Origin of the sequence: Brevibacillus sp. HB1.1 (genome assembly GCF_013332445.1) — a bacterium.
Taxonomy (GTDB): domain Bacteria; phylum Bacillota; class Bacilli; order Brevibacillales; family Brevibacillaceae; genus Brevibacillus; species Brevibacillus porteri.
In genome coordinates this window covers 152,510-166,211 of record NZ_JABMIV010000006.1, presented here as the reverse complement: position 1 = coordinate 166,211, position 13,702 = coordinate 152,510, and the positions used below count along the sequence as shown (strand labels likewise).

Here is a 13,702-nt window from a genome sequence, read left to right as displayed (position 1 = left end):
ATAGGAGAGAAATGGGAAATTGATTTACCTTACAAAATATTACGGGGTTGTAAGGTTTGTTTCATAGCATCAAAAAAGAGACGGCAGAACCGTCTCTTTTTAATTGGATGAAAGGTCCCTCTTATTTTTTTTGCCTTCTAATTCTGCTTTGGGGTAGATATCTTTTTGGATAGCCTTTAATTTTCCGACACGATCCATGGTCACGTTGATGTAATGATCCGGAGAAGTGTAAATCACGAGAATCTGTGTCTTGTTAGCCTGGACAGTAGAGGAGAGGATCTGTGAGAACTTGTATTTTTCTGCTTGCTTTCCAAACAAAAGTTTGAGGTGCTCCTTGCCTTTTTTGATCGCTTCCTCATCACCTATTCCTTTCGAAGAGGAGAGTCCGTTTTGAAGGTCGATGCGGATCAGCTCTCCTGTACTTGCGTTTACATGGACAACTCCGAAGTCTGGGGTAGTACCCTCTGGTGTGCTCGACAAGATCACTTCCAGACGTTCGATAGGACCAGAAGTGGTGACGACATTCTCTTTTACGATAGAGGCGATGTGATAATTCTTCAGGTCAGGGATGACTTCTTTGACGTGATTCAGAGTCGCTTTTGCTTTTTGATTCAGATCTTTTATGGAAAGCTCTTCTAACTTGCTCGCAGTTACAGTTGCTTTCGCTTTGTGGGAAGAGGCTGCTGCGGCTTCGCTTGACAGAATAGGTGTGTTTGGCAAAAGGAGTGCCGCTATCAGGGTGAATGCTAGTGTCTTACGCTTAGTCAATTTGATCATCCCCATTATTTTTCAATTGGGTGTACATGGATTAATACGGAAAGGGATTCGTATAAGTAACTGTAAAAATTGTGAAATATTTATAACAGGACGAACATAGGGAGAACGTGTCGAAAAATAGTTTTGAAATTTTATTTCAAATCTGACAATTCATATTGATATTTTATTTCAAGTGTCTATAATACAAAATATGTAATGAATTACCAAAGTCACACTTGAATGTAAGCGCTTAACAAATTCGTGGACTAAAGGGGTGGTATCGTGTTGAATGGCGGGTTGCTGCGCATCCGCGAATCGTTGCACAATATCAAGCGTTCTGAACAAAACGCAGCGCATTACATTTTAGCCAATCCGGATGAGGTGATTCGTCTTTCCATCAAGGAACTCGCGGAAAGAAGCGAATCCAGCACAGCTGCCATCATACGCATGTGCAAAAGTATCGGTGTAGATGGTTTTCAGGAGTTGAAAATCAGAATAGCGGGTGATCTGCAATCGTCTACCGGGCAGGATGAATACAAAGAGATTCTTCCCGATGCTGATAGGTACACCTTGATTGAATCGGTTTCGCTCAACAACATCCTCTCCTTACGGGAAACGATCAAAATTTTGGATGCAGAAGCAGTGGAGCAGGCGATTGGTGAGCTGTTCCGAGCCACTCGGATTGATTTTTACGGAGTGGGTGCTTCGCAATTGGTTGCCCAGGATGCCCAACATAAATTTTTGCGCATTAATAAAATGTGCACGGCCCATTCAGATTCCCACTTGCAGCTTACTTCGGCAGTCACCTTGACGGCTGGTGATGTGGCAGTCGGCATCTCGAATTCGGGGGAAACCGCGCAGATCATAACCACGATGAAACAAGCCCGAAAATCGGGTGCTGTGACCATTGGCATTACCAAATACGGTACAAACCCCTTGGCGGAATGCGTGGATATTCACTTAACCACGTTTTCAACAGAAGCGGATGAACGCAGTGCCGCCACTTCCTCACGAATCGCACAACTCAATGTGATCGACATCTTGTTTAGAGGTGTTGCTGCCAAAAATTACGATGTCTCTGCTGCGTACTTGCGCCAGACGCGTAAAGCTGTTCGGGAGCAATACAAATAAGCAAATCCTCCTTAGCATACACAAAATCCTGCCTTTATCCTTTTATCCTTATCAGTAAAGTACGTTAGGCGTTTGGAAATATCGTTAGCTATGCAAGTTTTTTACTTATTGCAATCGGGGAGGTTTTCCATGAAAAAGAGAAGGTTTCTCTCAGTACTCGGTTTGATTGGCTTAACCGCAGCAATGCTTATTTCTGGATGTAGCAGCCAGTCCTCCACACAGCAGGGGGACAAAGTCGAATTGTATATGGGCTACAGCTCTGATCCACCTACGAAGAAAAAGATGGAAGAAATTATTGCAAAATTCGAACAATCACATCCTCATATCAAAATCAAAACGATGACGGCTCCTTATGATGACTTCTATCAAAAGCTGACGACTCAGATCGCGGCCGGGAATGCGCCTGATCTTTGGCAGAGCGACGGGACAAAAGTATTTGGTTACGCCCAACGCGGCGCGATTCTCGACATCACCGACTACGTCACGAAAGAAATCAACAAAGAGGAGCTCAACGGTCTGGAGTTCAACAAAGACTCAGATGGGAAGTATTGGGGTGTGCCGCAGGGCATCCAAGTGGGAGCCCTTTTCTACAACAAGGATTTGTTCGACAAAGCGGGCGTATCATACCCTACGGCTGACTGGACCTGGGATGATTTGAAGGCGGCTTCCGTCAAGCTGACCCTCGATGCCAACGGGAAACATGCAGACGATCCTGCTTTTGATAAAAAATCAGTGAAGCAGTACGGCTTCGCGTTTTTCGGTAGCTCACGCGGTGCGTTTAACATCTTGAAAGCGTATGGTGGCGGGGTATTGGACCCGACGTTGAAAAAATCGATTATCAACAGCCCGGAGAACAAAAAAGCGGTCGAGTGGATGGTCGACGGCATGCAGCGCAAGCTATTCCCGAATCCGGCTGATTTGAAGGCGTTCCAGAGCAACTTCAAAGCGTTTTTGAGCGGGGCTGTAGCGATGCAAATCGATATTTACGCAGCAACAACCTCGATGAATGGTGCAGGGTTGAATTATGATGTTGCTCCCATGCCAAAAGGACCGGACGGCAAACGCTTCGCACCTGTAATCGCCAACTCATGGGTCATCAATAAAAAAGCAGAGGAGCAGAAGGTCAAGGCCGCTAAAGAATGGATCACCTACTGGACGACATCTGATGAAGCACAAAAAGAGTGGACAGAAGTAGGGGAAGCCATTCCGGTGAAAAAATCAGTGGCGAATTCCGAAATGTTCCTAAACCCAGCCACGAAGCCAGAAAACAAAAAAGTCTTCCTCGATACCTTGGAGTTCGCAGGCACGATTGATACCAACGCTGTCTTTACCGAGTGGGTGAAGGTGTTCACGGATAATCTGGCGGAGCTGTTCATGGATAAGTACGGAACGGATGAATTCATCACGAAAACAGACGAAGGCATTCAAAAAGTTCTGGATGACTTCTTCAAGAAGCAGTAGTCATCAATCAGTGAGGATGTGTGCCAACCATGCTAGAGCTGCAAACCAAGCAACAGGCGAAGCCTGCTGTGAAAAAGAGAAAATGGTTGGATAGCGAGGGGAGATGGGGACTGCTCCTGGTCTCCCCTTATCTCATCCACTTTCTCGTATTCGTCGTGGGAACATCGGTCGCGTCATTGTACTTCAGCTTTTCGGACTACGATATTTTAAATCCGCCCAAATGGACTGGCTTGGACAACTATGCAAAGCTGTTTGAAGACCCGCTGTTTTATCGCGCGTTATGGAATACGGTCTATTTTACGATCCTGTACGTTCCGGCCAAAACGTTTTTGGCGTTGTTGCTAGCAGTTGCCCTGAATCAAAAGCTGAAGGGCCTGAAATTTTTCAGGATGGTTCACTTTTTGCCGGTTATCTCCTCATGGACGGTGATCGCGTATGTAGCGGATGCGGTGTTTAACCAGCGGATCGGTTTTGCCAATGCTTTTCTGTCTAAACTTGGGCTAGCCCCGCAAAACTGGCTGATTGATGAATTCTGGGTCATCCCGGTCTTGGTTCTCATCGCCATCTGGAAGTCAGTCGGCTACATGATGATTATTTTTCTCGCTGGGCTGCAAGGAATTTCTTCTGACATGTATGAGGCAGCCTCGATTGATGGAGCAAACGCCTGGCAAAAGTTTTGGCGGGTGACAGTCCCGATGATTTCCGGCACGACGTTTCTGGTCGTCATCTTGAATACGATTTACTCCTTCCAAAACTTCGAGCAGATTTTTGTCATGACCGGGGGCTCTACGGAGGCAGGCTCGACAGGCGGTGCGAACAACGCCAGCCTCGTCCTGATGCTGTTCATGTTCCGCCAAGCATTCAGCTTTTTCAAAATGGGCTATGCTTCTGCCATTGCGTGGGTATTGTTCCTTATCCTGCTTGCCATTACGCTCATCCAATTCAAGCTGCAAAAGAAATGGGTTCATTATGATTAAAAGGCAAGGAGGTAGCCATGCAAAAGCGTTTTCCTCTAAATAAAATCGTTGGATACCTGTTTGTCATAGCGAGTGCGTTGATTATGCTGGTTCCGTTTTTAACGACCGTGTTTAACTCGCTGAAAACTTACAAGCAGTACATGCAATTTCCGCCAGAATGGCTGCCCAATCCAACACAGTGGAGCAACTATACAACCGTGTGGGAACAGGCGAATTTTAGCAGCTATACGATCAACAGTCTGATTGTCGCGATTCTTTCGGTGATCGGAGCCTTATTGTCCAGCTCAATGATCGCCTTTGCCTTTGCCAGGCTGCGCTTTCCTTTCCGCGACACGCTGTTCATGATCGTGCTGGGAACGATGATGATCCCGGGGATCGTCACGATCGTCCCGCAGTTTATTATCTTTAAAAATTTGGGACTGCTCGACACGTTGGCTCCGCTTTGGATATTGGAGTGGCTCGGACAGCCGTTTGCCATTTTTTTAATGAGGCAAGCATTTTTGAACATCCCGAAAGATTACGAGGAAGCGGCAAAGCTGGATGGTTGCAATCCGTTCCAGATTTATTGGCGGGTGTTTTTGCCGATGTGCAAGCCTTCCTTGGCCACACTGGCGGTCTTTACGTTTATGGGGAAGTGGAATGAGATTTTGGCGCCCGTCATTTACCTCATTTCGGATGAGAACTTTACGCTGCCGATCGGAATTTTGTCTTTGAGCGGTCAGTACAAGACAGAGGATCAACTATTGGTAGCGGGGGCCCTGATTAGCTTGATCCCGATTTTGATCGTGTTTTTGTTTGCGGAGAAATATTTTGTGGAAGGCTCCAAAACTTCTGGATTGAAATAGGGCGTAAAGGAGGCAAGCATCCTATGCAATACGTACCTTGGGACGATCTATATGCGGACGCTCTGTGCGAGCTGTGGAATCAGGAGTTGGGTGATCGCTTTCCTATGCGGCCTGCGCTCATGCGGCAAAACAGCTTCGAAGATCAGAATGTAGTCAAAGCCGGGTCGTGGATTGCGATAGATGCTGTGACGCAGCGTCCCGTCGGTTTTGTCGTGGCCAAATGCTGGCAGGAAAAGCTCGACATTCCGTTGGGGAAAGGCATTGGTTGGATACAGGTCTTACTCGTGTCTACAGCACATCGCGGGCAGGGGGTCGGACGTGAATTGCTGGCAAGGGCAGAAAATGCGTTGAGAGAGCAAGGCGTGGAAAAGGTTTTGCTGGGGCGCGATCCATATCATTATTTCCCGGGCATACCCGATGAATCTATGGACATAAAAGCGTGGTTTGAGAGGCAAGGGTATCACTCGGAGGATCGATTGGAGAACGATCTGTTATGCCAATATCTCGAACCAGCGGAGCTAGAATTACCAGAGGTACCAGATGGCCACTTTCGACTGTTGACGAGGGCGGACCAAGATGCCTTTTTGGCCTTCTTGCATCGATGCTTTCCTGGACGATGGGAGTATGAAGCCATTCACTATTTCCAGCGGGGAGGAACCGGACGCGAATTCGTCGTGGTGGAGCTGCACGGTGAGATCGTCGGTTTTTGCCGGATCAATGATGCCGACTCTCCGTTTATTGCCCAAAACGTATACTGGGCACCTTTGTTTGCGGATGGGCTGGGCGGTATCGGTCCATTGGGCGTGGATGCGGAGTATAGAGGACGAGGCTTGGGACTGGCGATTGTGGAGACAGGCATTGTAGCTTTGCGGAACCGGGGTATCCCAAACATTGTCATTGATTGGACGACGCTGGTCGACTTCTATGGGAGGCTCGGGTATCACAGCTGGAAGCAGTATGCGAAGTACGGCAAAGCATTCTCTTAACAAGAGCAAAGAGGTAGGGAGGGGGATTCCATGCAAGCCGAACATATGACAGTGGAACAGAAGGTCGGGCAACTGCTGATGATCGGTTACCCTACGTTGGATATTCCTGAAGAAATGGAAGCATGGATCAAACAAAAACAGATTGGCAACGTGATTCTTTTTAGCCGCAATATCGGGACACCGGAGGAGACCTATCAACGGGTACAGAAACTCCAGAGCTGGGCGTATGAGTCTGGGCATCCCTATCCACTGTTGATCGGGACCGATCAGGAAAATGGCGTGGTCTCCCGTCTGCAAAAAGGGGCGACGCGCTTTCCCGGAGCGATGGCTTTGGGTGCCACAGGCAATCTCGATCAAGCCAAGCGTATCTACCAGGCAACAGGTGAGGAGCTGCGTGCAGCAGGGATATCAGTCAATTTCGCCCCGACGGTCGATGTGAACAACAATGCGGACAATCCGGTCATTGGGGTGCGGTCTTTTGGAGAAGCACCAGAGCAGGTGGCGCGGTTTGGTGAGGCCGCCATACAAGGCTTGCTTGCGAGTGGTGTCATTCCCGCTATCAAGCACTTCCCCGGTCATGGTGATACGAGCATCGATTCTCATGAAGCTGTTCCTGTGCTCGAACATGATCGGACGCGACTGGATCAGGTTGAGTTGGTCCCATTCCAACGCAGTATCGCGGCAGGAGTCCCCATGGTGATGGTTGGACATATCAGTTTGCCGAGAATGGATGAGTCGGGTTCGCCTGCTACGTATTCCAAGGAGATCGTGACGGGAGTATTGCGTGAGTCGCTCGGATTTGATGGGGTTGCAATAACAGATTGTATGGAAATGGCGGCCATTGCGGGTACCATCGGGGTTCCAGAAGCGGCGGTGCGTTGTGTGCAGGCTGGGATCGATCTTGTTCTGGTTTCCCACACGCATGAAGTTCAGCAAAAAGCGTATGAACGACTCGTTGCGGCCATTCATTCGGGGGAACTATCAGATGAGCGGGTCAACGAAGCTGTAAATCGCGTGCTTCAATTAAAGAAACGATTTCTTTCCTGGGAGCATTGCTTGGGAAAAACAGGCCCTTCCTTTGATCGTGTCCAACATGCAGACATAGCGAGAAGTGCGCTCGCGCAAGCCATAACCTTGGTGAAAAATGAGCATCAACTGCTTCCTTTACAGAGAAGCACACAACCGCTCGGGGTGATTTTTCCGGGGATTACGAACCTTACGTTGGCAGAGGATGGGCAAGCAGCTTCTGGTGATTTGGTCGCACCATTGAGAAAATATCGTGAAGTTGAATACCATATGATGTCGACGCTCAACCCGACAGTGGATGAAGGGGAGATGGTGGCGAATGTGATGTCGGCCATGGAGCAAATCGTTGTTTTTACGTACAATGCCCATATTTTTAAAGGCCAATCGCTGCTGGTGAACCGGCTCGTTCAACAGGGGAAAAAGGTCGTGGCTGTCGCCCTGCGAAACCCGTATGATCTCTTGGTAATGCCCGAGGTCGATGCGTATCTCGCCGTTTACGACCATACGAACCAAGCGATAGAGCTTGTGGCAGACATTTTGTTCGGGGAACGAAAGGCCGCTGGACATCTTCCGGTCAGTCTGTTTCCGTCGGAGAAAAAGCAGCATGATGTGGGGTAGAAAGAGAAGATGAGTGTAGATGGGTGGGAGGTAACTGGATGAAGTTTCGCCTGCGTGACTTAACGACAGAAACAAGAAATCGGAATACGGAAGAGCTGGATAAATTCTCTACGATGGAAATTGTCCAGATTATGAATGAAGAGGATAAAACAGTTGCGTTTGCCGTTGAAAAGGAGCTGGCTTCGATTGCAGCGGCCGTTGACTTGATCGCAGAATGTCTGGAAAACGGTGGAAGGCTCTTTTATTTTGGAGCTGGAACAAGTGGGAGATTGGGCTTGCTCGATGCTGCTGAATGCCCGCCAACCTTTGGGACGGACCCCTCATTGGTGCAGGGCATCATAGCAGGCGGGGAAAAAGCTATCGTCAGGGCAGTCGAAGGAGCCGAAGACGTGGAGCAGAACGGCAGAGAAGATGTGATCGCCTATGGCATAAAGGCAGGAGATGCCGTGGTGGGCATTGCAGCGAGTGGTCGGACACCCTATGTCATTGGAGCATTGGCGGAGGCAAGAAGGCAGCATGCGAAAATCATTTCGTTGTCCTGCAACCAGGTGGCGCAGATCAGTCAAGGTGTGGATGTAGCGATTAATGTGGTAGTAGGGCCAGAGGTGGTAACCGGCTCGACTCGCTTAAAAGCAGCGACGGCACAGAAGATGGTTCTCAATATGATTACGACCGGATGCATGGTGCGGTTGGGGAAAGTGTACAAAAATTTGATGGTCAATGTGCAGGTAACCAATGAGAAACTGAAGGAACGGGCAAAACAAATCGTGGCAGAAGCGACCAATGTCTCCACCGATGAGGCGGACGGACTGTTGCATAAGGCAGACGGTGACGCAAAACTGGCGATCGTGATGCAAAAGACCGGATTGCCAGTAGAGGACGCAAGCCGTTTGCTCACGCAGTACAAGGGGAATATTCGACGGATTTTAGAAAGGAATCACAATCAGGAATGATCAGCCTAATCCTTTTGGATGAGGCTTTTTTTGTCTTGGTACGACATAACTGGTAATGAAAATCACTTGTATGATCCATAAAATGTTCATTTGAATATTGTCGGAAAAGAGGATATGATTACATTAATTATTAGATTATAATTTTTATAATTTAAATGGACAGAGGTGATACGTATGAAAAAGGGTGATTTTCATCATCTTGATCATGTGAAAGAACAGCAAACATCGAAGAGAACATTGTGGATCACGCTCCTATTGACGTTGTTTTTTACGATCGTGGAGGTTGTGGGAGGCTTGATGTCCAATTCACTCGCGCTCCTGTCCGACTCCGCCCATATGATTTCTGACGTCTTTGCTTTAGGGTTGAGTATGACCGCTATTTATATGGCGACACGTAAGCCGAATAAGAAGTACACGTTCGGATTTCTCCGTTTTGAAATTATTGCTTCGTTCTTGAATGGCTTGGCTCTTGCCGTGATTTCGATCGGGATTGTGATTGAAGGGATCAAGCGGATGATCAATCCGCAAGACGTTGATTTGCAGTTGATGCTGACCATCGCATCCATCGGTTTGGTTGTAAACATCGTGCTGACCATCGTACTTTCCCGCAGTATGAAGGAAGAAGACAATCTCAATGTAAAAAGCGCACTATGGCACTTTATTGGAGATTTGCTCAGCTCCGTCGGTGTGATTACGTCGGCGATTCTCATTTACATGACGGGCTACTACTTGTTCGACCCATTGATCAGCTTAGTGATTGGTGGAATTATTTTTACAGGTGGTGCCAAAATCATTCGTGAGTCGCTGCTCGTGTTGATGGAATCTGTTCCAGAGCAGTTTGATCTCGAGCAAATCCGTCAGGACCTCAGTGAGGTAGAGGGCGTGGAGGATGTTCATGAGCTGCACCTGTGGGCGGTATCCACGGAACATTACTCCCTGACAGCGCATGTGTTCGTCCGTGAAGGCATCCAGCCGTATTGTGTCATTCTGGCGATCAATCACATTTTGCAAACGAAGTACGGAATTGACCATTCGACGATTCAGATCGAGCACCCGACGATTCTGGATCACGGGGAATATGGCAAGCAGTTTTTGCTTAAGCAAGCATAAAAGACCATGAGAAAAAGGCTAGTCTCCAAGGAAGCTCAGGAGACAGCTTTTTTTATTTCCTTCGCCTCAATGAAACTGAACACATAGGGTGAACGTCTAACTAGAAAGGAAGGAGGTTTTATTATGAAAATCACAAACAAATTGCCACAGTATCTTGAAAATGTACATGTCGAGTTGATAAAAAATGAATGGGTTCCCCTGAAAGAACCACAGAGCTTGGGCAGGGCAACTCTTTTATCGATTCCTTTCATGCTGATTAATGCATTCATTGCCTATGGGATCATCTTTATTTTTTCGCCAATAACCTTTCAGGAATTGGGACTGACATCCGGTTCTTTTTCCATATCCATCGACTTACGTGCGATTTTGTTTCTACTCGGATTGGTTATTTTTCATGAATGCTTGCATTTGATTTTTATCCCCAATTTCATGAGATCAGAAAAAACATGGATGGGGCTTACCTTGTTTGGAGGGTTTGTCGCAACGGAAGAAAAGATTCCAAAATCAAGATACATACTGATTACCATCGCCCCATTCATTATCCTGTCGGTTATGTTGCCATTTCTTCTAGGTTTTTTTGGACTGTTCACTGCCATGTTGAAATTTTTGATTTTGATAAACGCTATCGCTTCATCAGTCGATATGTTGAATCTATTCCTGGTGATGAAGCAAGTTCCGAAACAGGCGATCTTGATCAGTAACGGACAAAAGACGTATTGGAAAGCGCTCGGAAACGATTAAAGCCAAAGAAGAAGCAACGAACAAATAAGCATAAATACCGCATTTAGCGCCATGACGGGCTCATGTTTTGCCCGGAAAAGATGGGCATGGATAGCCCCAAGCATGAGGATGGCGAACAGGATGCAAGCGTGTGTTAATACTCCAGGAAACCAAAAGGAGCTAATCACACCGATAACTCCGACCAACTCAAGTGAGGCAATCACGTCCATGAACCAAAGTGGGTAGCCATATTCCTTCCAGTGCTGGAGCATAGAGCTTGCGCGTAAAAACTTCAGTAACAGAGAGATGGAAAACATCAAAGCCAACATCAGTGAAAGAATCATGATGAATGTGTTCAACCGTTTACACTCCTTCGGTCATTCGAAATCCATTGCCTTACGAGGAGTATAATGGGAGTGATCCCTACAATATGTAGTCCAGCCTACAGTGAGCAGGAGGAAGTACATCGTGATCGAAAAGGAGAAGCTTTTATCCCGCATCAATTTGTTTCAGTCGTTAAGTGCAGCGGAGCTAGCCCAATTGGAACCGGCGACTCCTATGGAAGTGGTCAAAAAAGGAACGCTAATTTCCTCCCCTCACATGGAGCAGAAAAGGCTGTTTTTGATCAAGGCTGGGAAGGTTCGTTTATACAAGCTTTCGGCTGACGGCAAAGAGCTAACGATTGATTTGCTCGGGACAGGCCATGTGTTTGGCGAGATCGGCTCGTTTACGATTAGTTCAACCAATATGTACGCCGAAGCGTGGGAAGATTCGGTGATTTGTTCGATTGATAAAGGACAATTTGAGGAGCTGATGCTAGAGAAACCGAGGCTTGCCTTGCATTTTATCGAGATTGTCTCGAATCGTTTGCAAGAGGTTGAAGAAATGATGGAGCTCATGGCGTATGGAAGTGTCCGACAGCGTCTTCTGTATTTGCTGGGCAAGCTGTCCGAGAAATATGGGGGAAAAAGCCAGGCTGATGAACCAGAATGGATCGAGCTGGCAGTGAACCTGACGCATCAAGAGCTGGCGACGATGATGGGGTGTATTCGTGAGACCGTAACAGAAACGTTCCATGAGCTAACAGTAGAAGGCATGGTGAAGAAGGCGGGATTGCGCAAGCCGTTATGGGTGCATCGGGAGCGATTGAGAGAAGCGCTTGCCCCTCACTCATTCACAAACGTATTCTTCACTCGTTTGGACAAGCGGAAATAGGGAATCCAGATCATCGCGGTGATGCAAGTATGAAGCAAACTTAGTCCCGATTGCGTGACAAACTGAATGGTGTCTCCGAAAAGACTGTCAAAGCTCGCCCAAGCCAATAAATCAATCATGTTCAATGTGATATAAAAAAGAATCAGGCCAATAAATAAATGTGGAGCACGTTTCTTTTTTTGGAAATAGAAAACGAGAAGGGTCAATGAAAATACGAGTAACCCTATCTCTAACAAAATGTTGCCGTAGTAATACAAAGTGAATGACAGGCTTTGCTCCATAAACGGTGCGAGCCCTTCAATTGCTTCAGCATGATCTTGAAATATGCCGATAACGGATGCAAGCAAGGAAAGTGGGCTGAGAACGACAATAATGGTCGGCCAGATTAACCAGCCGCCCAATCCTTTTGGCTTCGTTACAGTTGCTTCTGTTTGGACATTCATTCGTGTTTTCTTACCTCTCTGATCAGAATGATATCGATACTAGATAATGGTATATAATCAAAGAGGTAAGGTCAATTGCAAGAATTACGATTTTTGCGAAGGAAGTTGGCAAGAGTTAATCCCAAAGATACGATAGAAGAAGCATTGTTTGGTCAAGGCTGTATACAGGAGCGGAATGCCGATCAACGAAAGGTATTGATAGCCTCCTTCCAGAAAGAAGAACAAGGACAGAAAGGCTAATCCAGCAACGAAACGAAACATTTGATCAAAACGACCGACGTTTTTCATTCTTATCCCTCCGGTTATGGTGTTTGTGATTGATGAGACTTATTGTACCGGAGTACTTTTTGGTTGCATGTAACAAAGTCACATAACGCGAAGGTTTTTCCCAAAACAAACGCCAAGCAGAAGGGGAGAAAAGCATGAACCAAATCCGTTACCATCGCAGAAAATACACACACGGACCTACACCAATCGAAAGAATGGAGCGACTGTCCAAGGAGTTAGGTGGTCCGAGCATCTCTATCAAGCGAGACGACATGCTTGGTTTGACAGCAGGGGGAAACAAGACGCGAAAGCTGGAGTATTTGGTGGCAGAGGCAATCGAGCAAGGGGCAGACACGTTGATTACATGTGGAGCTGTCCAATCCAATCACTGCCGGTTGACTCTGGCGGCGGCAGTTCGCGAAGGTCTGCACTGCCAGCTCGTGCTATCCGCGCCTGAGACGGGGGACTACCAACCGCAAGCGAGTGGCAATCATCTGTTGTTCCACTTGCTCGGAGCAGAAAAAATCGAGGTCATTCCCGCAGAGGCAGATTTACTTGCAGCTATGGAAGAGCTCGCTGAAAGTCTGCGAAAACAAGGCAGAAAACCATATCTGATCCCGGTAGGAGGCTCCAACGAAGTCGGGTCTTTGGGGTACATGGCGTGTGCAGAAGAAATCGAGCAACAGGCTTGGGAAACGATGACTCCATACGATTATGTCGTGACGGCAACGGGAAGTGGCGGTACGCAAGCAGGTCTGCTTGCTGGTTTTATGGCGCGTCAGTCCAACACAAAAGTAATCGGGATCAATGTCAGCCGAGATCGGGCTGCACAAGAAGCCAAGGTGATGGGGTTGCTGTGCAGTACTGCTGCACGGATCGGTTTACAAGGGGACATACGAGCAGAAGCTGTGCTTTGCGACGACAGATTTGTCGGGCCAGGCTATGCGATTCCGACGGATGGCATGATCGAAGCCGTTCGGCTGGTCGCTCGAACAGAGGGAATTTTACTCGATCCTGTCTATACCGGAAAGGCGATGGCAGGGTTGATCGGCTTGATTCGCGAAGGGCATTTTACCAAGAGTGATCACGTATTGTTCCTGCATACAGGTGGTTCCCCAGCGCTGTATACCGTTCCGCAGCTGTTTTTGCCATCCAAATAGCGTAGCAGGCAGCGGTAGTCTAGGATGTACTTTC

Annotated in this window: 15 protein-coding genes; 11 read left to right on the top strand and 4 right to left on the bottom strand. The window is 47.5% G+C overall.

What is annotated here, in order from left to right:
* Positions 1-99: 99 nt before the first annotated feature.
* On the bottom strand, positions 100-777 hold the full coding sequence (locus tag HPY27_RS17240; protein ID WP_254612918.1) for a hypothetical protein: 678 nt from the start codon (positions 775-777) through the stop codon (positions 100-102).
* 264 nt (positions 778-1,041) lie between these two features.
* On the opposite strand from HPY27_RS17240, the gene HPY27_RS17235 reads away from it, so the two are divergent.
* From HPY27_RS17235 to HPY27_RS17195, 9 genes are all read left to right on the top strand, one after another.
* A complete protein-coding gene (locus tag HPY27_RS17235; protein WP_174225632.1) occupies positions 1,042-1,887 on the top strand; it encodes a MurR/RpiR family transcriptional regulator in 846 nt (281 codons plus the stop codon).
* A 129-nt stretch (positions 1,888-2,016) separates the two neighbouring features.
* A complete protein-coding gene (locus HPY27_RS17230; RefSeq protein WP_017251295.1) occupies positions 2,017-3,348 on the top strand; it encodes an ABC transporter substrate-binding protein in 1,332 nt (443 codons plus the stop codon).
* Between the two features lie 29 nt (positions 3,349-3,377).
* Positions 3,378-4,325, top strand: a complete 948-nt coding sequence (locus HPY27_RS17225) for a carbohydrate ABC transporter permease (RefSeq protein ID WP_017251294.1) — start codon at positions 3,378-3,380, stop codon at positions 4,323-4,325.
* Between the two features lie 17 nt (positions 4,326-4,342).
* Positions 4,343-5,170, top strand: coding sequence for a carbohydrate ABC transporter permease (locus HPY27_RS17220; RefSeq protein ID WP_015892945.1), 828 nt, complete (start codon positions 4,343-4,345; stop codon positions 5,168-5,170).
* Between the two features lie 23 nt (positions 5,171-5,193).
* Positions 5,194-6,156 (top strand): GNAT family N-acetyltransferase, encoded by a 963-nt coding sequence (locus HPY27_RS17215; protein WP_174225544.1) that lies wholly within the window; start codon positions 5,194-5,196, stop codon positions 6,154-6,156.
* A gap of 30 nt (positions 6,157-6,186) precedes the next feature.
* On the top strand, positions 6,187-7,800 hold the full coding sequence (locus HPY27_RS17210; RefSeq protein ID WP_174225543.1) for a glycoside hydrolase family 3 protein: 1,614 nt from the start codon (positions 6,187-6,189) through the stop codon (positions 7,798-7,800).
* Between the two features lie 38 nt (positions 7,801-7,838).
* Positions 7,839-8,753, top strand: a complete 915-nt coding sequence (gene murQ, locus HPY27_RS17205) for an N-acetylmuramic acid 6-phosphate etherase (RefSeq protein ID WP_174225542.1) — start codon at positions 7,839-7,841, stop codon at positions 8,751-8,753.
* Between the two features lie 174 nt (positions 8,754-8,927).
* Positions 8,928-9,863 (top strand): cation diffusion facilitator family transporter, encoded by a 936-nt coding sequence (locus tag HPY27_RS17200; RefSeq protein WP_017251290.1) that lies wholly within the window; start codon positions 8,928-8,930, stop codon positions 9,861-9,863.
* A gap of 123 nt (positions 9,864-9,986) precedes the next feature.
* A complete protein-coding gene (locus tag HPY27_RS17195; RefSeq protein WP_174225541.1) occupies positions 9,987-10,604 on the top strand; it encodes a DUF3267 domain-containing protein in 618 nt (205 codons plus the stop codon).
* Here the strand turns inward: HPY27_RS17195 and HPY27_RS17190 are convergent.
* Positions 10,601-10,942, bottom strand: a complete 342-nt coding sequence (locus tag HPY27_RS17190) for a DoxX family protein (RefSeq protein ID WP_017251288.1) — start codon at positions 10,940-10,942, stop codon at positions 10,601-10,603. The two genes, HPY27_RS17195 and HPY27_RS17190, sit on opposite strands and share 4 nt — an antisense overlap.
* A gap of 109 nt (positions 10,943-11,051) precedes the next feature.
* Here HPY27_RS17190 and HPY27_RS17185 point away from each other — a divergent pair, with 109 nt between their 5' ends.
* Entirely contained in the window at positions 11,052-11,798 is a 747-nt protein-coding gene (locus tag HPY27_RS17185) for a Crp/Fnr family transcriptional regulator (protein ID WP_017251287.1), read from the top strand.
* On the opposite strand, the gene HPY27_RS17180 is transcribed toward HPY27_RS17185, so the two are convergent.
* Both HPY27_RS17180 and HPY27_RS17175 read right to left on the bottom strand, forming a co-directional pair.
* Entirely contained in the window at positions 11,750-12,241 is a 492-nt protein-coding gene (locus HPY27_RS17180) for a DUF2569 domain-containing protein (RefSeq protein WP_017251286.1), read from the bottom strand. The two genes, HPY27_RS17185 and HPY27_RS17180, sit on opposite strands and share 49 nt — an antisense overlap.
* An 84-nt stretch (positions 12,242-12,325) precedes the next feature.
* Positions 12,326-12,529, bottom strand: coding sequence for a YgaP family membrane protein (locus HPY27_RS17175; RefSeq protein WP_017251285.1), 204 nt, complete (start codon positions 12,527-12,529; stop codon positions 12,326-12,328).
* A 134-nt stretch (positions 12,530-12,663) separates the two neighbouring features.
* Here HPY27_RS17175 and cuyA point away from each other — a divergent pair, with 134 nt between their 5' ends.
* The gene (cuyA, locus tag HPY27_RS17170; RefSeq protein WP_017251284.1) at positions 12,664-13,668 is read left to right on the top strand and encodes a D-cysteate sulfo-lyase; all 1,005 of its coding nucleotides are present in this window, start codon (positions 12,664-12,666) and stop codon (positions 13,666-13,668) included.
* Positions 13,669-13,702: the final 34 nt, after the last annotated feature.

What these genes read in the sequence shown, in the direction of transcription:
- HPY27_RS17180 (WP_017251286.1), bottom strand. Translation starts at nt 12,241, where the DNA reads ATGAATGTCCAAACAGAAGCAACTGTAACGAAGCCAAAAGGATTGGGC.
- HPY27_RS17200 (WP_017251290.1), top strand. Translation starts at nt 8,928, where the DNA reads ATGAAAAAGGGTGATTTTCATCATCTTGATCATGTGAAAGAACAGCAA.
- HPY27_RS17230 (WP_017251295.1), top strand. Translation starts at nt 2,017, where the DNA reads ATGAAAAAGAGAAGGTTTCTCTCAGTACTCGGTTTGATTGGCTTAACC.
- HPY27_RS17210 (WP_174225543.1), top strand. Translation starts at nt 6,187, where the DNA reads ATGCAAGCCGAACATATGACAGTGGAACAGAAGGTCGGGCAACTGCTG.
- HPY27_RS17240 (WP_254612918.1), bottom strand. Translation starts at nt 777, where the DNA reads ATGATCAAATTGACTAAGCGTAAGACACTAGCATTCACCCTGATAGCG.
- HPY27_RS17195 (WP_174225541.1), top strand. Translation starts at nt 9,987, where the DNA reads ATGAAAATCACAAACAAATTGCCACAGTATCTTGAAAATGTACATGTC.
- cuyA (WP_017251284.1), top strand. Translation starts at nt 12,664, where the DNA reads ATGAACCAAATCCGTTACCATCGCAGAAAATACACACACGGACCTACA.
- HPY27_RS17220 (WP_015892945.1), top strand. Translation starts at nt 4,343, where the DNA reads ATGCAAAAGCGTTTTCCTCTAAATAAAATCGTTGGATACCTGTTTGTC.
- HPY27_RS17225 (WP_017251294.1), top strand. Translation starts at nt 3,378, where the DNA reads ATGCTAGAGCTGCAAACCAAGCAACAGGCGAAGCCTGCTGTGAAAAAG.
- HPY27_RS17215 (WP_174225544.1), top strand. Translation starts at nt 5,194, where the DNA reads ATGCAATACGTACCTTGGGACGATCTATATGCGGACGCTCTGTGCGAG.
- murQ (WP_174225542.1), top strand. Translation starts at nt 7,839, where the DNA reads ATGAAGTTTCGCCTGCGTGACTTAACGACAGAAACAAGAAATCGGAAT.
- HPY27_RS17175 (WP_017251285.1), bottom strand. Translation starts at nt 12,529, where the DNA reads ATGAAAAACGTCGGTCGTTTTGATCAAATGTTTCGTTTCGTTGCTGGA.